This is a genomic window from Actinomycetospora sp. C-140 (assembly GCF_054796175.1).
Genome location: NZ_JBTWNF010000009.1, coordinates 110,842 through 129,578, shown reverse-complemented (window position 1 = coordinate 129,578; position 18,737 = coordinate 110,842). Strand labels below are relative to the sequence as shown.

The following is an 18,737-nucleotide window of genomic DNA, read 5'->3' as shown; positions in this document are numbered from 1 at the left end:
ATCGTCGCGTCACGGAGGATCCGCCATGGGCTCGTTGCCGGACTTCGACGCCGCCTACCAGGGCGAACCGGTCGCCGAGGGCGTCGCGGAGGTGCCGTGGAACATCGGCGAGCCGCAGCCGGCGATCGCGGCGCTGGTCGAGGCCGGGTGGGTGCGCTCCCCGGTGCTGGACGCCGGCTGCGGCATCGGCGCCACCGTCCTGGACCTCGCCGCTCGCGGCTACGAGGTCGTCGGCCTCGACGCGGCCTCCGCGGCCGTCGACCAGGCCCGGGCGGCGATCGGCGACCGCGGGCTGAGCGCGGAGGTCGAGGTCGCCGACATCACCGACTTCACCGGGTACGACGGACGCTTCGCGACGGTCCTCGACTCGACGCTGTTCCACTCGATGCCGGTGGACCGCCGCGCGGGCTACCTCGCCGCGATCGCCCGGGCGTCACAGCCGGGCGCGGTGCTGCACGTCCTCGTGTTCGACGTGACCGCGCCCTTCCCCGACGACGTCCGCCCGAACGCCGTGAGCGCCGAGGAGCTGCGCGAGGCGGTCGCGCCGTACTGGACGGTCGACATGATCCGGCCGTCGGCGATCCACGCGTACACCCCGCCGGAGTGGGGCCCCGATCTGCCGCTGGACGGCGACGGGCGGCGGATGCTGCCCGCCCACCTGCTCACCGCCCATCTGCCGTCCTGAGTCGCGCTTCGCGACGGAATCGTGATGCCGCCTGGTCCCGGCGAGTGGCCGAGCGTCCTAGGGTCGAGCTGACCGGTCACTTCGGGTGATCGGGCGGGGACGGCGTCCCGTGCTGCCCCTGGAACGGGCGTGGGGGCGGCCGTGTCGACACTGGGGTGGGTGCTCGTCGGTCTGGGCGTGTGGCTGGCCGTCGCGGTCGTCGTCGCCCTCGTCCTGGCCCGTCTCATGTGCGAGGACCGTCCGACCGCCCTGGAACTGCTGGACACGCACCGCCGGCTGGGGGACGCGAGGTCGCCGCCGGAGGAGCCCGAGGAGCCCGACGCGGACGTGCCCGCCCCGCGCGACGGCGCCCATGACGACGCCGAGACGGCGGACCGTCGGGGGGACGGCGCCTGAGGCTGATCGGGCCAGGGTCGGCGCGCCGCGACGTCTGTCCGCCAGGCGGCCGCGCTCGTACTCTGGGCCGGGGAACCCGTCGAGGTCAGCAGGTGATCGGGGCCCGTCTCGCGGGTCGAGCCGGGCGGGGGGCGGCGATGTCGATCGTGGGGTGGGTGCTGGTCGGGCTGGGCGGTTGGTTGGTCGTCTCTGTCGCGGTGGCCTTCGTCGTCGCGCGCCTCGCGGGGCCGGACGTCCCGATCGTCGTCCGGAGCGTTCCGGCCGAGGGTGACGACACGGGTGACGGCCCGCGCGAGTCGTTCCGTGTCCCGGGGAACACGTCGCGTGGCGCCGACCCGGACGTGCCCGCGCCGCGCGACGACGCCCACGACGGCGCGGAAGCGGCGGACCAACGGCCGGACGGGTTCGGGTGAGGCGGGCCCGGCTTCGGGGTCGGCACGTCGGCGCTGCTCACGGCGGCGGAGCGACATCCCGGATGTTGGCGACGGTGAACTCGCGCTCGTCCTGACGCAGATGGCACCAGGCGATGTGGCCGGGTTCTGTCAGACGAGGTCGCGGAGCGCGCCGAGGAACGCGCGCAGGTCGTCGGGGCCGCTCCGGGCGATGGCGTGGACCCGCTGCAGGTCGAGGCGCCCGTAGGCGTGGACGAGCAGGTTGCGGAACGCCGCCGCGCGCCCCAGGCGTGCTCCGAGCTCGGGATCGAGGACGCCGGCGTCGGCGAGGAGCCGGAAGGCGTCCCCATAGGTCGGCGGGCTCCCGAGGCCCAGTCGCACGGAGGTCGCGGCGGCCAGGTCGATGACGACCTGGATCGCCTGCCAGAGGTGGAGGACGACCGTGTCGGTCGCCGACGTCATCGGGCGAAGGTCGGCCGGGTCGTCGGGGAGGTGGTCGGCGACTCGGTCGAGGTGGGCGAGGACGGTCGCGCTGCGTTCGGCGAGGAGCTCGCCGTCGATGGCCCGACTCATCCGAGAGAGGTGAGGACGTCCGACTGCGCGGCGCGGATGACCGGCCCGGCGTCGCACCAGAAAATCACCGCGTCGAGACGGAACTCGAGGAACGCATCTCGACGGCGCTCGAGGAGGAGCACGCCGTCGCGGGCCGCGCGGAAGCGCAGCAGTGCGCTGGCCCGCCGCAGGTCGACGAGGTCGACGGCGTCGGTGCCGAGGGTCTCGGTGAGGACGGCGAGGAGAGCGACAGGGTCGAAGCCGTCGTCGGCGAGATGGGCGAAGTCCCAGTCCGAGCCGGGTCCCGCGTCGCCGCGGGCGCGCGAGCCGTGGAGGACGAGGACGTCGAGCCCGGCCGTGGCCGGATGTCCGTCGAGGGCCGAAGCGATCTCGGCGATCTCCATGGGGCGCACCGTACCGCGATGCTGCTGGTCAGACCTGGAACCGCTGTCCGGCGAAGGTCCAGGAGATGGGGGTGTCGAGGTCGAAGCGCTGCTGGTCGATCAGGGCTTCGAGGGTGTCGACGCGGGGGAGCGACTCCTGCCAGACCTCGGCGGTCTCCTCGTAGGCGGGGTGCTCGAGGTGCTGTCGGCGGACCTCGAGGAAACGTCGCAGCCAGGCGGGGTCGTCGCCGGCCTGCGGTCCGGTCTCGGTGATCAGGGCGGGGAGGTCGTCGGGGCCGGTGCCGACGCCGTGCTGGATGCCGGTGTCGAGCAGGCAGAGCTGCCCGAGGGCGGTGGTGACCCCGGCCGCGCGGGCGCGGTCCATGGCGGGACGGAAGTAGAGGTCGTCGTAGACGGCGTCCTGGGCCTGGTTGAGGCGGGGGTCGGCTTGGGAGGTCGAGCGCCAGACCTCCTCGAAGCCGCCGAGGCCCTTGGTGCTCGATCCGTCGCTGCCGTCCTGGACCTGGCGGTCGATGGTCCGCAGCGCCGGGAGGTAGCGGCTCAGCGGGGTCGGGGCGCCGGCGACCTGCTCGTAGCGCGCCACGACGAGCAGCAGGTCGTGGGTGCCGCTGGTGAACCCGGCGCGGCCGGCGGTGATGCCGCGGCCGTCGTCGAGGCGTTGTGCGGCGGCGTAGGGCAGCTCGACCGTGGAGTTCTCGAAGGTGCTGATGATCGCCTCGGCGACGTGGCGGCGGGCGGGGTCGGTGAGGTCCTTCGGCCCGGGTGCGGCGGCGACGGTGGGGCTGCTGCACCCGGCGAGCACGGTCCAGCCCGCGGCCGCGGCACCGAGGGCCCCGAGCGTCAGGAACCCGCGGCGGGGGAGGACCGGTCGATCACGACGCACCGCGCGACTCTAGAGGTGCGCTGCGCGCACGTGAGCAGTACCGCGTGCCAGAGCACTCCGAGGTGCTCACGTGCGCGGAGCGCACCCGGTTCTCCGTTCGGCCCCTCCGCGATCGATCGCCGTGTCACGCTCCGAGCGGGTGCGCTGGGGGAGGTGGGGCACGTGGACGAGCGGCGCTGGGGCTTCGCCGGGCTGGACGACGCGGAGTTCGCGGAGTTCGCGCGTACAGGCCCGCCCCCTGTGCCGCCGGCGCGGAGCTCCGAGGTCGTCGTCGTGACCCTCGGCCCGGACGGGGAGCTCGAGGACGTCACGGTGGCGGACGACTGGCGCGAGTCGGTCGACCCTTGCCGGCTCGGCGCCGAGGTCGTCGCGGCGGCCGGGCGGGCGGTGCGGCGACGGCTCGAGGAGAACCTCCGTGCCGCGCCGCCCCCGACGCCGTCGGGAGCACCCGATCTGACGCCCTGGCAGGGCTCGCTCGAACGGCTGCTCGCCGACGTCACCCGGGACCTCGCCCGGCGCTCGGCGCCGCCGCGGGCGCCGCGGGCCACGACGCGGGCCAGTACGCGGCAGCACGTCACCGCGACGGCCCACCACGGCGTGGTCACCGACGTCACCGTCGACATCACCTGGGCCCGCGGCGCCTCCGCCCGCGAGATCGAGATCGAGGTCGGCGAGGCGCTCTCCGGTCGCCACGACGCAGCCAGGACATCCCCGGCGCACCCGGCGACCGTGGCGCTCCAGCAGCTCGCGGCCGATCCCGCACGGCTCGTCCGGCTGGCCGGGATGCGGCCGTGACCGGCCCGGACGCCGGCGGCATCGACGTCGAGCTCGCGGCGCTGCGCACCGACGCGGAGGTGTGGCGGGCCGGCATCGTGGCGCTCGAGCAGCCACGCCGCGAGCTGGCACTGGCGCTCGTCGAGCCTGCGGCCTTCTCGATGTGGGCGGTCGATACCGGGGTCGACCGCACCTACGAGGACGTCCGCGACCGGATGGGCCGATTGATCGACCAGGGCAGTGCCGCCTTCCGCGCGATCGCCGACGCGCTGAGCGCCGCGGCCGACGTCTACGAGCGCGAGGACGCGGCCGGCGCGCACGAGCTCGACGCCCTGCGCTCCGGCGGCGGGCGGTGACCGTCGTCGACGACGTCCGCGCCCAGGTGGACGACCTCGAGCAGAAGCTCCGGCAGTTCTTCGCCGCCGTCGAGGAGGCCCTGGGCGCCGCGGCGTCCGCGCCCGTCCCCGTGGGCGGGCCGATCCTCCACTCGCCCGAGCTCCTGGAGGCCGTGCGCGAGGGACTCCGGCGCGTGCGGGCGGAGATGCAGTCGGTGCTCGACCGGTTCGGCCAGTTCCTCGACCAACCCGGCGACCCCGACCGGCTCCGGCAGGCCGCGGCGGGCTGGGCGGTGATCGCCGACGCCCTCAGCGACGCGGGCGGCAAGCTCGGCCTCGACCAGATGCGGACGAACATCGAGTGGGAGGGCGGCGGCGCGGAGGCGTACAAGGCGATGGTGCCCCGCCAGGGCGAGCAGCTCGGCACGATGATCGCGCAGAGCCAGGCGCTCGCGACCTCGCTGCACGGGCTCGCCGACCAGATCGAGTCCTTCTGGCTCGCGCTCGGGGCCGCCGCCGCGCTGATGCTCATCGCCGTCGTCACCGCGATCGTCGGAGCCGCCACCGTGGTCGGCATCCCGGCCGCCTGCGGCGCGATCCTCGTGGCGGTCGGCGGCGCCGCGACCTTGATCCTCACGGCGGTGCAGCAGATCAACACCCTGACCGACCGCATCGCCACGGAGCAGCGCGCCATGGGGCAGGCGCTGCGGGACATCGGTGCCGAGTGGCCCGCGCCGAACGTGTCGGCGATGGCTGACGCGAGCGTCACCGACGGCGACGGAGCGGCGTGGCGGCCGAACCGGTGACCGGTATTCACTACTTCGAGTGACACCGATGCCGTAGCGATGACCACCCTCCGTGGCGATGGCTGATCAGAGGATCCACTCCGCGGGTCCGGGTCACACGGGGGGACGGTCATGGACGTTGCCGAGGGGGAGAAGGTCGCGACGGCGCCGGTGTTCGTCGACGCGAGCGGGCGCCGACGGCGCGGGCTCTCGGTGCTGGGCTACCTCGGCGCCTCGGCGTCGGTCGCCTACCTGGCGGCCTTCGGCCTCACCGTCACCTCGACCGGCGGCACGATCGACGCCGCCACGGGCGTGCCGCTCACGCCGAGCCCGCAGATCGACGAGGGGGACGACGACGGCAGCGTCGACGTCCCGGCCGACACCGTCGTCGCGGCGACCCCGGCGCCCACCCGCGTCACCGACGCGGCGGTCTCCCGCCCGGCGGCGCGGCACGCGAGCCGCAGCGAGACCCCGCGTCACACCGCAGCGGGCAGCGGGCGTCCGCACCACGCCGCAGCGGGCAGCGGGCGTCACCGTGCCGCCGAGCCCGCCGCCGCACCCGTGGTGCACCGCGTGACCCGCTCGTCGCTGGTGACCGTCCGGGTCGTCACCCACACGTCGCGACCCGTGGTGGTCTCCTCGCCCACCGGCGGACATCACCGCGCGTGCGACGACCTCGAGACGCACCGCGAGCGGCACCACCACCGTCACCACCACGCGCCGCGGCACGCGGCGTCCACGACGGACAGCACGCAGACGACGACGTCCGGCGCGTCGGCCCTCGGCGCGGCGGGCTCCGACATCCTCGCGATCGGAGCCTGACGGTGGCCCGCCACTCCGCCCGCCGCGGCCGCGACCTCCGGTCCGCGCAGCGCGCACCCCGCACCCGGCGCCCCTGGCTGCCGCGCCGGGGCGTCGTGCTCGTCGTCATCGCGCTGACGATGTTCAGCTGCCTGCTGCTGGTCGACGGGCTGGCACGCTCGCAGGTCGGCGTCGACGCCGGCGGCGCCGTGCCGGAGGTCGACGCGACCGACGGCGTCCCGCCCGCCATCACCGACGGCGGCCCCGTGATCGACGCGCGCGGCGCGAACCCGACGAGCGCCCGGATGCCCGCGAAGACCGTCGCGCTGACCTTCGACGACGGCCCGGACCCGACGTGGACCCCGCGGGTGCTCGAGGTGCTGCGCCGCCACCACGTGCCGGCGACTTTCTTCGTGGTGGGCTCGAACGCCGCGCGCCACCCCGAGCTGCTGCGCGAGATCCGCGCCGCCGGCTCCGAGGTGGGGCTGCACACGTTCACCCACCCCGACCTGTCCGACGCGTCGGGCCTGCGCATCGACCGCGAGCTCTCCGAGACACAGCTCGTGCTGGCCGGGGCCCTGGGGGAGTCGAGCTACCTGCTGCGCCCGCCCTACTCGTCGACAGCGAACGCGGTGACCCTCGACGCGCTCCGCTCCTTCCAGGCCGCCGGTGCCGATGGCTACGTCACCGTGCTGTCCGACACCGACAGCCGCGACTGGGAGCGGCCCGGCGTCGACGCCATCGTCCGCAACTCCGTGCCCGCGAACGGCGCGGGCGGGGTCGTGCTGATGCACGACGCGGGCGGCGAACGCTCGCAGACCATCGCCGCGCTCGACCGGCTCATCCCCGAGATGCAGGCGCAGGGCTACCGCTTCGCCACCGCCGAGACCGCGGTCGGGCTGCCGGTCGACAACCGGACCGCGTCGACCAGCGCGCACCTGGCCGGCGCCACCCTCATCGGCCTGGTCGCGGTGGCCGGGGTCGTCGTCGACGTCCTGACCTGGCTGCTGGTGATCGTCGGCGTGCTCGTGGTGATCCGCCTGGTGCTGATGCTGGTGGTCGCGGTGCGCCACCACCGTCGCCGGCACGCTCTCGGGTTCTCGTGGGGACCGCCGGTGACCGCGTCGGTGTCGGTGATCGTCCCGGCCTACAACGAGAAGGAGAACATCGCGGCGACCGTGCGGTCGCTGGTGGCGAGCGAGCACCCCGTCGAGGTGCTGGTGGTCGACGACGGCAGCACCGACGGCACCGCCGAGATCGTCGAGGCGCTGCGGCTGCCGCGAGTCCGGGTGATCCGCCAGGAGAACAGCGGCAAGCCCGCCGCGCTCAACGCCGGCATCGCGCACGCCCGCCACGACGTCATCGTCATGATCGACGGGGACACCGTGCTCGAGCCGTCGACGGTCGGCCGGCTGGTGCAGCCGTTCGCTGACCCGACGGTGGGTGCGGTGGCGGGCAACGCGAAGGTCGCGTCGCGGCGCGGGTTGCTCGGGCGCTGGCAGCACATCGAGTACGTGATGGGCTTCAACGTCGACCGCCGGGTCTACGACGTGCTGCGCTGCATGCCCACGATCCCGGGTGCGGTGGGCGCGTTCCGCCGCCAGGTGCTGCTGCAGGTCGGCGGGGTCAGCGACGACACCCTGGCCGAGGACACCGATCTGACGATGGCGATCTGCCGGTCCGGGTGGCGGGTGGTCTACGAGGACTCCGCGCGCGCCTGGACCGAGGCCCCGGCGACGCTGGGCCAGCTGTGGCGCCAGCGCTACCGCTGGAGCTACGGGACGATGCAGTCGATGTGGAAGCACCGCCGCGCGGTGGTGGAGTCCGGTGCCTCGGGCAGGTTCGGGCGGGTCGGGCTGGCGCATCTCGCGGTGTTCCAGGTGCTGCTGCCGCTGCTCGCGCCGCTGGTCGACATCTTCCTGGTCTACGGGCTGCTGTTCCTCGACCCGGTCACCACGCTGGTGATGTGGTCGTCGGTGCTGGCCGTGCAGATCGCGGCCGCGGTCATCGCCTTCCGGCTCGAGCGGGAGAAGCTCGGCGTGCTGGTGTTCCTGCCGCTGCAGCAGATCGTCTACCGGCAGCTGATGTACACGGTGCTGATCCGGTCGGTGGTCACGGCGCTCGGCGGCATCCGGCTCGGGTGGCAGAAGCTGCGGCGCGTGGGTGGGCTGGAGGACCTCCTGGCAGCGGAGGGCCGGCGTCCGGCGTCGCCTGTACCCGTCACTCGACAACGGCTCGTCGTGCTCAGTCGCCGGTGATGGGCGGTCGGGTTACGGGCTAGTGCTCAGCCGCAGCCAGCACGGTCGGGTGATGTCGATGATGTAGGTGCCATAGCAGTACGTGGCGAAGTCTGACCTCGTCCTCTCGGACGAGAGACCGCGCGTCGCCCATACCGACCGTGGCTGGCGACGCGGGCGTCCTCCGAACGATCGAGGCCGGCCGCCTCACGTCGTCGCCCGCTGCGTCCCGAAGGTCTCGATGAACCGATCGACGTCTGTGCTCGCGAGGTGACCAACTGCGCTGCGCACGGCCTCGTCCTCCCAGTCCCACCACGCGATGTCGAGCAGGGCGCGGGACCGTCGCTCGTCGAAGCGACGCCGTAGCTCGACGGCGGGGTTACCTCCGACCACGGCGAACGGTGGGACATCGCGGGTGACCACCGCACCCGCAGCGATCACGGCTCCGTGACCGATCGTGACACCACTGATCACGGTGGCGCGGGCGCCAACCCACACGTCCGACCCGACGACGATGTCGCCCTTCGACCATGGCTGGCCATCGGACCCTGCGCCCGCCAGCCCCAGCTGGATCCGCAGGGGAAACGTTGTGACCGTGTCGATGCGGTGATTGCCCCCGAGGACGAACATGCTGTCGCGCGCGAGCGAGCAGTAGTTGCCGATCACGAGGCGCGTGCGGTCGTGCCCGAACTCCAGAACTCGTGGCTCACCGTAGGAGTGGCGTCCGACGACGACCCGACCGGTGCGCCGCAGTCGTTCGAGGTCCGAGGTCCACAATCTGCGCTCCAACGCCCACAGGGCGCGAAGGGCTGTCGGCCTGAGCCGCCGGGCCAGGGCGCTCACGGCGTGGACGCCTGCGTACGCACGAGCCGCATCCACTCGTGGGCGTGTCGGCGGTTGCCCCGGGCGGCTTCGTGCGCAGCGCGGATGAGGAGACCGACCCGCTGGATGAGCCACAGGACGGGCCGGGGTAGGTGATGCGCCCGCCACGCGGAGAGCTCGCTGGTCATGGCCCAGCGGAGAACGGCGCGGTCGAACCCACCTCGGGAGCTCCCGCTCTCGTGGAAGGTCAACGCCGGGGCGACGAGGTGAACGGGGACGCCGAGCTCGTGGCATCGGACGGTGAGATCAGCATCTTCCTGGTACAGGAAGAAGCGCTCGTCGAATCCCCCGACCTCGTCCCATGTGGCGCGGCTGGCCATCAGCGAGGCTCCGCTCAGCGTCATCGTGGTAGGCACGGCCAGGAGCTCGGGAAGGTCTGTCAGGAGTTCGCTGCGGCGAGCCGCGAAGCGGCGTCGCCCCAGACCGAGCCAGCGGTTGGCCGATGCGGCGATCGAGATCCCCAGCTGGAGGCTCTCCGCGGTGTCCTCGGGCAGCCTGGAATCGCGGTGTGTCGTCTGGAGCGGTGCACACAGACCGCCCGAGCGAGCTGCCCTCGCGAGGGCCGCGATCGCCCCGTCCTCGTAGAGGATATCGGCGTTCGAGATCAGGACGACATCGCCGTTGCTCTCGGTGATGCCGATGTTGCACGCCCAGCCGTACCCCTCGTTGGCGGGCCTCGACAGGACGACCGTGTCGGAGGCAGGGAGGCCGGCCGCGCCGCCCGAGGGGCTGACGTCGATCACGATCAGCTCGTCGACCTGGTGGCGCAACGAGGCGACCGTCGCGGTGAGGCGCTCGAGGTCCGAGTGATAGACGACAACTGCGGAGATCACCGAGCTTCCTCGCTCTTGGCTGTGCTCGTGAGGCAGGACAGATGTACAGCGCCGGCGCAGATGACGGCCGTGAAGATAAGCCCCATTTCGAGCGTCTCGACCACCGGCTCGACCGTCGAGGACACCAGGGCGGTGATGGCGAGGACGCGGGCGTAGCGCCCGACCCGGGCCGCAAGGATCCAAAGCGTCCCGAGGGCCAGGAAGACGACGCCGATGATGCCGAACTGCGCGGCGAAGCTCAGCCAGAGATCGTGGACGTAGGTGGGGACGAACGCCGCCTCTTGCAGCGCGTCGCTCACCCGGCCGGAGCCGACACCGACGAGAGGGTTGCTCCGGAAGAGACGGAGAGCGAAGTCCCACAGCTCGACCCGCCCGTTCAGCTCTTCGCCCGCTTTCTCGGCAGCTTGGAACCGGTCGAGGACGGCGATGGATGGGGAGAGGAAGAGGACGACGCCGCCGAAGGCCACGGCTATCAACAGCCATACGAACCGGCGATAGCGCACCAGGAGCCAGGTGACGACCAGGAGCACCACGATGGTGCTGGTTCGTGACGCTTGCGGCACCATCATCACGAGGCAGGCGACGGCAGCGATGATGTTGGGCAGTCGCCAGCCGGACCCGCTGCAAGCTTTGTAGATGCATGCGACGGCGGCGAGGGCGAGCAGCGCGGCCACATAGTTGCTCGCGCCGAAGACGCTCTGCACCTGCCGAGCGGCGATCAGTTCGGCGTCGGCCGTGCTCAGTGCGCTCAGGGAGTCGGCCCCTGCGGTCAGCGCCGTGGCGACGAGGGCGAGGTGGAGTGCCGCCTCCGTGCGGCGCGTCTCGTCGGGCTCGGTCCGGCCCTGGGTGAGGACGGCGATCAAGCACGCCAGCAGCACGGTCTGCTCGAAGACTGAGTACTGGCCCGGGACGCTGACCGGGGGGCGGAGCAGGAAATCGAGAGTCACGACCAGCAGCAGGAGCGCCGGCGGGACGGCGCGGTGGACCGGAGCTTCGAGCCCGCCGAGGACGAGGCGAGCCACCATCCCCGCGAGGGCGCACAACGCGACGAGCAACGACTCCCGCAAGCCCCCGGGGGCGTGCACGACGTAGAGGGTGGAGGCGACGATGCCGGTGACGGTCCACGCGCGCCGGCCGGTCCACTCGCCGATCAGGACGACGACGGGGGGGATGGCAGCCGCGACGGCCGCGAGGGGAGTGATGGACGCGACCGTGACGCCGACTCCGGCCGCGCCGAGCAGCACCTCCCGGCGGTTCACCGTGGACGACAGCGTGCGTGTCGGGCGCTCCGGCCTGGTGATGACCGTGGTCATCCTCGGTCTCCCCGCAGCGACGGACGGCCGGCCGCCCACCAGAGGGCGACCAACATCACGGCGAAGCCGACCGTTGCGGAAGCCGCGGCCCCGACCACACCCCAGGCCGGGACGAGGACCACCAAGAGCACGGTGACGACCGAGGCGCCCCAGGCGGCAGAGGTCGTGCGCGCACCCGCTCCGCCGCGGGCGGCCAGGTCGTACGCGGCGAGTCGCCAGGTGCCGAGGGCGACGATGCCGGGCAGCAGCACCGCGGTCGGCAGCACGAGCGTGGCGAAATCGGTGGGCAGCAGCCGAGGGGCCACGGCCGCGACGCCGAGGAGGATGAGTCCGACCCCCAGGGACAGGACGGCGCCGAGCTTCAGCTGGTGCCGCAGGACCGTGAAGTCGCCCCGATCGCCCGTCGCCGCCGCCAGCACGCGCCCGAGCTGGGCCTGGCTGACGACGATGACCACTTCGGCCAACGCCGCCGCGACCGAGTAGAGCCCGGCCGCCGCAGCTCCGGCGCTCAATGAGACGGCGATGAGCGGCACCCGCATCGCATAGAGGTGCAACAGCACCCCGCCATGCCCCTTGACCGAGTACGTGATCAGTTCCCGGCGGCCCGGGGTGGGCGGCGTCGGGTGATCCCCGGCGGAGTCGCCTGGAGGCGTCGTCGCAGCGTTCCGCGTGTCTCCTCCGGGCCCGAGCTGTCGGCCAGCCGCCGGCCGCAGGTGGAGGGCCAGCGTCGCGATCACTGCGAGCACAGAGGCCACTGCCCCGCACACGACGAAAGCCGCGACGGACGGATCGAGCCACAGCCCGACCAGACCGCCGAGCTGCTGGGCGATCAGCACGACGACCGGGCGCCAGGTCGCGGCGTGGTGGCGGCCCTGCAAGCGGTCCCAAGCGGTCGCCGGCGGGATCAGCACCGGAGATGCGTACCCCAGGGCGAAGACGACCGTCAGCGCCGCGGAGAGGGGTGGGTGCACCAGGAGGCGGCAGGCGATCGCCAGGACAACGACACCGACGACGAAGGTGACACCGGTGATGACTGCGGTGTCGCGTCGGAGCGAGCGAGCACGGCGTGATGTCGACCCGGACCCAAAGTGGAGGATGCCGGATTCCAGGCTCAAGCCGACTGCCACGACGCTGTACGAGGCGAGAACGGTGAGCACGGCGATCTGGCCACGTCCGGCCGCGCCGAGGACGACAGCGGTGACGAGGACGGCCAACGCCGACAGCGCGAGGGCGGCGCCGTTGGCCGCCAGACCCGACGGCAGCAAGGCTCGGGTGCGAGTCGCCGACTGTCCCGTCACGGCATCGATGCTGGCAGCGCGTCCACCCACGATCCCCACCTCCTCTCCAGTGTCGCGGCGTCGAAGCGACGGGCGTGCTCGAGATTTCGCCGTCCCAGCGCAATGCGCTGCTGGGGGTCCGCGAGCAGCGCACCGATCTTCCGGGCAAGGCTGCCCGGGTCCCCCGGGGGCACCAGGCATTCGGCGCCGAGCAGCTCGGGAACTCCCCCTACGCGCGACGCGACAGCAGGGAGGCCCCGCGCCATGGCCTCGATCAGCGCTCGCGGTAGGCCCTCTGTCCTGGACGGAAGCACGAACAACGTGGCGGAGTCGAGGTGCGTGGTGACTGCCTTGCGGTCGTTGAGGGTGTCCGTGAGCTCCACCCAGGGGCCCAGCGACAGTTGGTCGCGCAGCGTCCGCAGCTCTTCGTGCAGACGACCGCCGCCGATGACGGTGGCGCGGACGTCCACGCCATTCCGTCGTAGGAGGGCGATGGCGCGCAGGAGGACGTCGTGCCCCTTGTAGTGCTGATCCTGGTGGCCCACCGTGACCAAGTGGAAGGATCCTGGGTGGGCGCTCGGCGGCCGGTCGGCGACCATCTCCCTCGAGAGACGGATGTCGGAGATACCTGCGCTCACCGTGCCGACCGACGGCGGATAGGTGGATTGAAGCGTCTTCTCGGTGACATAGACCGCGGAACTCGCCCCGCGGACCACCCACTGCATCTGACGACCGAACAGGCCCGCGAGCAGGTGTCCTCCCGCGCCGAGTACCCCGCTGCGCATGACGGCCACGGGATCACCGACGACTTCGACCGCATAGCGACGTCCCGTGAGGCGACACCCCACCGCAGCCAGGCTCCCGATGGTGCCGGGCATCCGCAGGACGATCCGGTCGGCCGTGCGGACGGCGCGGAGCACGGCCGGGACGAGACGGGGCAAGGCTGCGACGAACGCCAGAGGCCCCACGTAGTACGGGAGGGGCTGCACCGATGCGTCGACGGGCACGCCGTCGCCGTCCGTCGGTCTCGTGGTCGCCCTGGCCACCACCACGACGTCCCGCTCCGCGCCGGCGAAGCGGGCGATGCTCGCGGCTTCCGCGTGGTGCAACGCTCGCCAGCTCCCGTCCTCGGTGCGACGAAATCGTGCTTCGGTGAAGAGGCTGATACGAGACCTCGCTGGTGCTCCTGGTGGAGCTGTGCCGCGGCCGTCGTGAACGCGGTCGTCGGTCATGCCGGCTGACGCCCATCGGAAACGGCCGTCGGCCGCGCGGTTTCGGGCGCGATCGCCGGCTGCGCGGTCGCCATCGTCGTGAGCGCCGCCATGTCCGCGGCCGATGACGCACGGACAATGCTGGGGTCCAGACTCGGCACCGCGACATGTGTGATCAGTGGGTGGACCCGTACGCCGGCGGCGTCGTTCTCGCTGTACAACTCCTCGTGGAGCTTCTCGCCACTGCGGAGGCCGGTGTAGACGATGTCGGCGCGGCGCCCCGAGAGAGCCATGAGCTGGTGAGCGACGTCGGCGATGCGGACCTGGTCGCCCATATCCAGAACCAGGACTTCGCCCGGTCCACCGACAGCTCCCGCCTGTATCACGAGCTCGACGGCTTCAGGAATCGTCATGAAGAACCGCGTGACGTCGGGATGGGTGATGGTCAGAGGCCCGCCGGAGCAGAGCTGTTCGGTGAACGTCGTCAACACCGACCCGCGAGAGCCGAGGACGTTGCCGAAACGGACGGAAAGGTATCGGCCACCCGCGGTGAGCGAGCGCGCCGCGACGGCTCGCTCGCCGAGCCGCTTGGAGCGGCCGAGAACGCTCGTGGGATTGGCCGCCTTGTCGGTCGAGACGTTCACGAACGTCTCGGTCCCGGCTTGCAGCGCGCTGTCCATCACGTTGAGGGTGCCGAGGACGTTGGTCTTCCATGCTTCATCCGGGTACTGCTCGAGCATCGGGAGATGCTTGAGCGCCGCGACGTGGAACACCACCTCGGGACGGCGTTCGAGGAAGATCTCGAGGAGGCTGTCGCGATCGCGGATGTCCGCGAGAATGACATCGGGTGTGTCGAGGAGGGCGCTGCCGTAGATGGCGAGCTGCACCGCATGCAGCGCGGACTCGTCGCGGTCCAGCATCATCAGCTCGGCCGGACCGAAGGCGGAGACCTGCCGGCACAGCTCCGATCCGATCGAACCACCCGCCCCCGTGACGAGGACCCGGCGGCCGCGCAGGTAGCCGGCCGCCGCCGCGACATTGGTCTGCAACGGCCGCCTGCCGAGCAGGTCCGACAATTCGATCGACCGGAGATCGGTCATCCGCGGGCGGAACTGCTCAGCGAGTGGCGGAAGTACATGGACCGACAGCCCGATCCGGCATGCCTCGGCGCACACCCGACGGACGGTCTCGGGCTGAGCCCTTCGGGTGGCCACGACGAGGGCGGTCGCTCCGACCTTGGGGGCCACCACGGACAGGCACTCCACCCCGGGGTAGACGCCGACGCCGTGAATGCGCCGACGCCGGGGGCTCAGACTGTCGTCGATGATCGCCACGGGCACGTGTCCGCCGCGGGGGTCGGCCAGCATCGAGCGCACCAGTTCGATCGCCACGTGGCCGGCACCGAAAACGAGAACGCGCTCCGTCGCCGGCGTCCGGCGAGCACGCCTTTCCTGCATGCGGCGAAGGGCCAGACGCGCGCCGACGGCAGTGGCGGCCGCGATGAGTGTCGCCGTGAGTGGCACGGCGCCCTCGCTGATCCTTCTCATCGTCGCGAGACCCGCGACGAGTGCTCCGACTCCACCGAACACGATCGCGAGGCTGACGGCCTCTTCGGCGCTGCCCAGGCGGTGCAGACCTCGGTAGATCGAGCACGCGGTGCCGGCGGCCGCCGTGCCGACGATCGCCACGAGCGCGAACTCGACGAAGCGATCATGTACGTCGGTACCCGGTGCCCACAGCGGCGCAAATATCACCGCAGCCAGCGCGACTACCCACGCAACGCAGTCGACACCCAACAAAGCGAGGTGTCGACGTTCGGCCTCCCACAGCGCAGGACGATGCACGTTGCCCCCCCCGGAGCGATCAAGTCATCAGTCATCGGTCACAGCTTGTGTTTTCTGGTGGCGTGACGTACACCCGATAGAGTTAAACCCAGACGGTTCCGGTGTCAACGGGGTGCACGGGAGCCGCTCGGTACGCCACCCTGAGCAACAACGCGACACGACTGGGGGGTCAAGGTGTCACTTCGGGATTTCGCGCGCGTGGTGCGCGAGCGTTGGCGTGTGGTCGCTGTCCTGAGCGCCGTCGGGCTCTTGGTGGGCGTCCTGGCCGGCCTCACCTCGGTCAGGACGTACAGCGCGCACACCAACGTCTACGTCGCCGCGCAACCGACTGCCGACAGCAGCACGGCGTACCAAGGCGCGCTGCTCGCCGAGCAGAAGGCTCGCATCTACGCACAGCTCGCGACCGGCTGGCGATTCACGAGCGACACCGCGAGCGCCGCCCGTGTCGACCCGACGGTGGTGACACGGCAGGTCGCGGTCGCGCCACAGCCGGACTCTTCACTGATCGTTGTCTCTGCCAGTGACGTCTCTCCCGTCCGGGCCGCATCCTTGGCCGACGCCGGCGGCGCTGCGATGGTGCGGATGGTCGGAGTCCTCGAACAGACCGACCCAGGTCTCCAGCCCGCGGTGACCGCCGCCGTGGTCGAGCCCGCGACCATTCCGACGGCGCCGGTCTCCCTCGGACCTCCGATGTACGTGGTGCTCGGTCTGTTGCTCGGTGTGCTGCTGGGGCTCGGTCTGGCCGTGTTGAGGGAGACGCTCGACAACACCGTCCGCACGGCATCGCGGCTGAACGAGCTGTTAGGGGCGCCGTGTCTGGGTGTGGTGGGCGACGGGCGGGCAGACACGTCGGCCTCCGCCGGGAGCGATGGGAATCCGAGCGTGACCCAGGTCTACCGCGAGATTCGCACCAATCTGCAGTTCGAGGCGCGCTCCGCTGGCGTTTTCGTGATGACGAGCTGCTCTCAGGCGGACGGCGCGACGACCGTGTCCAGGAACCTCGCCGTGGTGCTCGGCCAGCAGGGTCACAGCGTGGTCGTGGTCGACGCCGATCTGCGCTCGCCACAGGCAGCAGAACGACCCGACGTCTCGAACGCCACGGGTCTGACCGACGTCCTGGTTGAGGGATTGCCGGTCGAATCGGCGCTTCAACGGGGCGGGGCGGCCTCCGTATCCGTGCTGGCCCGTGGCCTCGCAGCGGACACTTCAGGCGAACTCATCTGTTCGGAGGCGATGGTCGCGCTCCTCGAGAAGCTCTCGGGTTCGTTCGACTTCGTGTTCGTCGAAGCGCCGCCGATCGAATCGGCGCCGGACGCCACCATCCTGGCCACTCTGTGTCGAGGTGTCATCCTGGTGACCCGGGCGGGCGTGACCACCCCCGACCAGCTCCGCGGAGCGAGGACCGCGCTGTCCCGAGCCTCCGCCCGGATCGTGGGGGCGGTCCTTCTCCCCGAGACCTCACGATCGGGGCACCTCAAGCGCCTCATCGACCGCGGCCGAGAGCTGATCGAGCAACGACGCACGGCAGAAGCCATCCCGGCGACCTCCAGCCAGGCTCATGGATGAGGCCGTCCCTCAGGACGATGGCCGCCGTGCGCGGAGGAGCCCCTACTCGGTGACATCCGCATCGGGGCACGGAGCTCTCCTTCCGCTGTTCCGGGTCCAGTACTTCCTGCTACGAAGTCGATTCCTCCCCGTGTGCCATGCCGCGTCCGACGGTGTCATCACCCGTACGTCTCGGGCTCTGCAGCGATTCGGGTTGCTCGCCGTCCTCCGCAAGATCGGCGCTATGGCGGGCGAGCGGGTGTTCGACCTTCGACGTGGGGTCGACACATCGGCGAGGGTTGGCGTGGGGGACCTCGACGCAGTCGGGCCCTATGCGTCTCACGCGTCACGGTACGAGCCGGTTGATGCACGAGGGCTCCGTAAGTTGCTCGCCGATCTCGCCCTGCCCCACGACGCCGTGTTCTGCGACTACGGGTGCGGCAAGGGACGCGCGCTCCTGCTCGCCCACGAGTACGGCTTCCAGAAGGTGGTCGGCCTCGAATTCTCCAGCAAGCTCACCGACGTCGCGCGCGCCAATGTGCGAAGGTACTGTCGCGATGCCCCGGAGCGACAGGTCCAGGTCATCGATGTCGATGCAGCCGATTACGAGCTCTCCGACGACGAGACTGTGCTCTTCTTCTTCAACCCTTTCGACGGCGTCGTCATGGCGGCGGCGCTGGAGAAGATCAAGGCTTCGCTCCGTCGAGCGGACCGTGCGTTGTGGGTGCTGTATTTCAATCCCGAACATAGAGCGCTCTTCGACGAGTCGTCGGCGTTCCAGCGTGTCGGTGAATACACGATGCCCTGTCTCGACGCCGTCGTGTACCGAAGCCGTGGGCAGGTGCTGGACGCCGAGCTGGGCGATCGGTCGCCGATGCCGGGGATCCTCGGGCATCCTTGAAGCCGTGGCACGGTCGAGCGAAGCACCTCGTCGGCTGATCCCGCCCGGTGCACGTGTCGCGGTAGTCGCCCTCGTCCTTTCCGCGCTCGTCGTGGTCTCCGTCGTCGGCACGCGCTACGCGGGGACATCTCATCCCGGTACCGTGGATCGCTGGGCCGACCGGGCCCTCCACAACTGGCCCGACGGGCTCAGGGTTCTGGTCCTCCTCGGCGACCCGATCCCGATGGTGATCGGCATCGTCGTCCTCACCGTCCTGGCGGCACGGTTTGCGCGAGCCGGTCTCTTCGCCCTCCTCTCACCGCCCTTGGCGGTCATCACGACTTTCCTTCTCCTGAAGCCGATCGTCGGGAGGACCCTGGGCGACGGAGTGGGTTACGCCTATCCGTCCACGCACATGACGGGTGTGACCGCGCTGGTCGTCGTGGCTGTCGTACTCGTGGCGGCGAGGTGGCGGCAGTCTCCCTGGCGATGGCCGGCGTTTCTGTTGCTCGCGGTGGTCGCCATTGCCGAGTCACTGACGTTGTCCGCTCTGGGGCTGCACTACGTCACGGACACACTCGGTGGAGCCTGCGTGGCGATCGGTGTCGTGCTGACCTGCGCGCTCGCCCGCGACAGCCTCGTGGCAAGGGCTCACCGCCTCCGCTTGAACCCGTCTCCGAGTCGGTCGTGAGCTCCGACCGGGCGGAC

General features: G+C 71.4%; 20 protein-coding genes. 11 read left to right on the top strand and 9 right to left on the bottom strand.

Features of this window, described 5'->3' with window-relative positions; genetic code table 11:
- Window positions 1-25 precede the first annotated feature (25 nt).
- The 3 genes from ACR9E3_RS16675 to ACR9E3_RS16665 all read left to right on the top strand — a co-directional run bounded on the left by ACR9E3_RS16675 (window position 26) and on the right by ACR9E3_RS16665 (window position 1,494).
- A complete protein-coding gene (locus tag ACR9E3_RS16675; protein WP_460381434.1) occupies window positions 26-685 on the top strand; it encodes a class I SAM-dependent methyltransferase in 660 nt (219 codons plus the stop codon).
- Window positions 686-844: 159 nt separating this feature from the next.
- Complete coding sequence (locus tag ACR9E3_RS16670) at window positions 845-1,081, top strand: hypothetical protein (RefSeq protein WP_460381432.1); 237 nt, start codon at window positions 845-847, stop codon at window positions 1,079-1,081.
- A 137-nt stretch (window positions 1,082-1,218) separates the two neighbouring features.
- Complete coding sequence (locus ACR9E3_RS16665) at window positions 1,219-1,494, top strand: hypothetical protein (RefSeq protein WP_460381430.1); 276 nt, start codon at window positions 1,219-1,221, stop codon at window positions 1,492-1,494.
- A gap of 129 nt (window positions 1,495-1,623) precedes the next feature.
- Here the strand turns inward: ACR9E3_RS16665 and hepT are convergent, their stop codons facing one another.
- From hepT to ACR9E3_RS16650, 3 genes are read right to left on the bottom strand one after another with little or no spacing between them, the layout of a single operon-like run.
- Window positions 1,624-2,046, bottom strand: a complete 423-nt coding sequence (gene hepT / locus ACR9E3_RS16660; protein WP_460381428.1) for a type VII toxin-antitoxin system HepT family RNase toxin — start codon at window positions 2,044-2,046, stop codon at window positions 1,624-1,626.
- On the bottom strand, window positions 2,043-2,429 hold the full coding sequence (mntA, locus tag ACR9E3_RS16655) for a type VII toxin-antitoxin system MntA family adenylyltransferase antitoxin (protein WP_460381427.1): 387 nt from the start codon (window positions 2,427-2,429) through the stop codon (window positions 2,043-2,045). The genes hepT and mntA overlap by 4 nt, the downstream gene beginning before the upstream one ends.
- 28 nt (window positions 2,430-2,457) lie before the next feature.
- Window positions 2,458-3,312, bottom strand: a complete 855-nt coding sequence (locus tag ACR9E3_RS16650; protein WP_460381426.1) for a chitosanase — start codon at window positions 3,310-3,312, stop codon at window positions 2,458-2,460.
- A gap of 162 nt (window positions 3,313-3,474) precedes the next feature.
- Between ACR9E3_RS16650 and ACR9E3_RS16645 the strand changes: the two genes are divergently transcribed.
- The 5 genes from ACR9E3_RS16645 to ACR9E3_RS16625 all read left to right on the top strand — a co-directional run bounded on the left by ACR9E3_RS16645 (window position 3,475) and on the right by ACR9E3_RS16625 (window position 8,265).
- Complete coding sequence (locus ACR9E3_RS16645; protein WP_460381425.1) at window positions 3,475-4,107, top strand: hypothetical protein; 633 nt, start codon at window positions 3,475-3,477, stop codon at window positions 4,105-4,107.
- Window positions 4,104-4,442 (top strand): hypothetical protein, encoded by a 339-nt coding sequence (locus ACR9E3_RS16640; RefSeq protein ID WP_460381424.1) that lies wholly within the window; start codon window positions 4,104-4,106, stop codon window positions 4,440-4,442. The genes ACR9E3_RS16645 and ACR9E3_RS16640 overlap by 4 nt, the downstream gene beginning before the upstream one ends.
- The gene (locus ACR9E3_RS16635; protein WP_460381423.1) at window positions 4,439-5,227 is read left to right on the top strand and encodes a hypothetical protein; all 789 of its coding nucleotides are present in this window, start codon (window positions 4,439-4,441) and stop codon (window positions 5,225-5,227) included. The genes ACR9E3_RS16640 and ACR9E3_RS16635 overlap by 4 nt, the downstream gene beginning before the upstream one ends.
- Window positions 5,228-5,338: 111 nt before the next feature.
- Complete coding sequence (locus ACR9E3_RS16630; protein ID WP_460381422.1) at window positions 5,339-6,028, top strand: hypothetical protein; 690 nt, start codon at window positions 5,339-5,341, stop codon at window positions 6,026-6,028.
- A 2-nt stretch (window positions 6,029-6,030) separates the two neighbouring features.
- Window positions 6,031-8,265 carry a bifunctional polysaccharide deacetylase/glycosyltransferase family 2 protein gene (locus tag ACR9E3_RS16625; protein ID WP_460381421.1) on the top strand — a complete coding sequence of 745 codons (2,235 nt, stop codon included), beginning with the start codon at window positions 6,031-6,033 and terminating at the stop codon, window positions 8,263-8,265.
- A gap of 186 nt (window positions 8,266-8,451) precedes the next feature.
- Here ACR9E3_RS16625 and ACR9E3_RS16620 read toward each other — a convergent pair whose 3' ends face one another.
- The 6 genes from ACR9E3_RS16620 to ACR9E3_RS16595 are packed head-to-tail and all read right to left on the bottom strand — an operon-like array spanning window position 8,452 to window position 15,604.
- On the bottom strand, window positions 8,452-9,087 hold the full coding sequence (locus ACR9E3_RS16620) for a CatB-related O-acetyltransferase (protein ID WP_460381419.1): 636 nt from the start codon (window positions 9,085-9,087) through the stop codon (window positions 8,452-8,454).
- Entirely contained in the window at window positions 9,084-9,959 is an 876-nt protein-coding gene (locus tag ACR9E3_RS16615; protein WP_460381418.1) for a glycosyltransferase family 2 protein, read from the bottom strand. The genes ACR9E3_RS16620 and ACR9E3_RS16615 overlap by 4 nt, the downstream gene beginning before the upstream one ends.
- Window positions 9,956-11,272 carry an O-antigen ligase family protein gene (locus ACR9E3_RS16610; RefSeq protein ID WP_460381417.1) on the bottom strand — a complete coding sequence of 439 codons (1,317 nt, stop codon included), beginning with the start codon at window positions 11,270-11,272 and terminating at the stop codon, window positions 9,956-9,958. Before ACR9E3_RS16610 ends, ACR9E3_RS16615 begins: the two co-directional genes overlap by 4 nt.
- A complete protein-coding gene (locus ACR9E3_RS16605; protein ID WP_460381416.1) occupies window positions 11,269-12,570 on the bottom strand; it encodes a polysaccharide biosynthesis protein in 1,302 nt (433 codons plus the stop codon). The genes ACR9E3_RS16610 and ACR9E3_RS16605 overlap by 4 nt, the downstream gene beginning before the upstream one ends.
- Window positions 12,567-13,781, bottom strand: a complete 1,215-nt coding sequence (locus ACR9E3_RS16600; RefSeq protein WP_460381415.1) for a glycosyltransferase — start codon at window positions 13,779-13,781, stop codon at window positions 12,567-12,569. The genes ACR9E3_RS16605 and ACR9E3_RS16600 overlap by 4 nt, the downstream gene beginning before the upstream one ends.
- A complete protein-coding gene (locus ACR9E3_RS16595; RefSeq protein ID WP_460381413.1) occupies window positions 13,778-15,604 on the bottom strand; it encodes a polysaccharide biosynthesis protein in 1,827 nt (608 codons plus the stop codon). Before ACR9E3_RS16595 ends, ACR9E3_RS16600 begins: the two co-directional genes overlap by 4 nt.
- 219 nt (window positions 15,605-15,823) lie before the next feature.
- Here ACR9E3_RS16595 and ACR9E3_RS16590 point away from each other — a divergent pair, with 219 nt between their 5' ends.
- The 3 genes from ACR9E3_RS16590 (at window position 15,824) to ACR9E3_RS16580 (ending at window position 18,720) form a co-directional block, all read left to right on the top strand.
- On the top strand, window positions 15,824-17,170 hold the full coding sequence (locus ACR9E3_RS16590; RefSeq protein WP_460381411.1) for a tyrosine-protein kinase domain-containing protein: 1,347 nt from the start codon (window positions 15,824-15,826) through the stop codon (window positions 17,168-17,170).
- A gap of 223 nt (window positions 17,171-17,393) precedes the next feature.
- Window positions 17,394-18,050, top strand: a complete 657-nt coding sequence (locus ACR9E3_RS16585; protein WP_460381410.1) for a class I SAM-dependent methyltransferase — start codon at window positions 17,394-17,396, stop codon at window positions 18,048-18,050.
- A 4-nt stretch (window positions 18,051-18,054) separates the two neighbouring features.
- A complete protein-coding gene (locus ACR9E3_RS16580) occupies window positions 18,055-18,720 on the top strand; it encodes a phosphatase PAP2 family protein (RefSeq protein WP_460381408.1) in 666 nt (221 codons plus the stop codon).
- Window positions 18,721-18,737: the final 17 nt, after the last annotated feature.

What these genes read in the sequence shown, in the direction of transcription:
- ACR9E3_RS16630 (WP_460381422.1), top strand. Translation starts at nt 5,339, where the DNA reads ATGGACGTTGCCGAGGGGGAGAAGGTCGCGACGGCGCCGGTGTTCGTC.
- mntA (WP_460381427.1), bottom strand. Translation starts at nt 2,429, where the DNA reads ATGGAGATCGCCGAGATCGCTTCGGCCCTCGACGGACATCCGGCCACG.
- ACR9E3_RS16665 (WP_460381430.1), top strand. Translation starts at nt 1,219, where the DNA reads ATGTCGATCGTGGGGTGGGTGCTGGTCGGGCTGGGCGGTTGGTTGGTC.
- ACR9E3_RS16600 (WP_460381415.1), bottom strand. Translation starts at nt 13,781, where the DNA reads ATGACCGACGACCGCGTTCACGACGGCCGCGGCACAGCTCCACCAGGA.
- ACR9E3_RS16675 (WP_460381434.1), top strand. Translation starts at nt 26, where the DNA reads ATGGGCTCGTTGCCGGACTTCGACGCCGCCTACCAGGGCGAACCGGTC.
- ACR9E3_RS16585 (WP_460381410.1), top strand. Translation starts at nt 17,394, where the DNA reads ATGGCGGGCGAGCGGGTGTTCGACCTTCGACGTGGGGTCGACACATCG.
- ACR9E3_RS16610 (WP_460381417.1), bottom strand. Translation starts at nt 11,272, where the DNA reads ATGACCACGGTCATCACCAGGCCGGAGCGCCCGACACGCACGCTGTCG.
- hepT (WP_460381428.1), bottom strand. Translation starts at nt 2,046, where the DNA reads ATGAGTCGGGCCATCGACGGCGAGCTCCTCGCCGAACGCAGCGCGACC.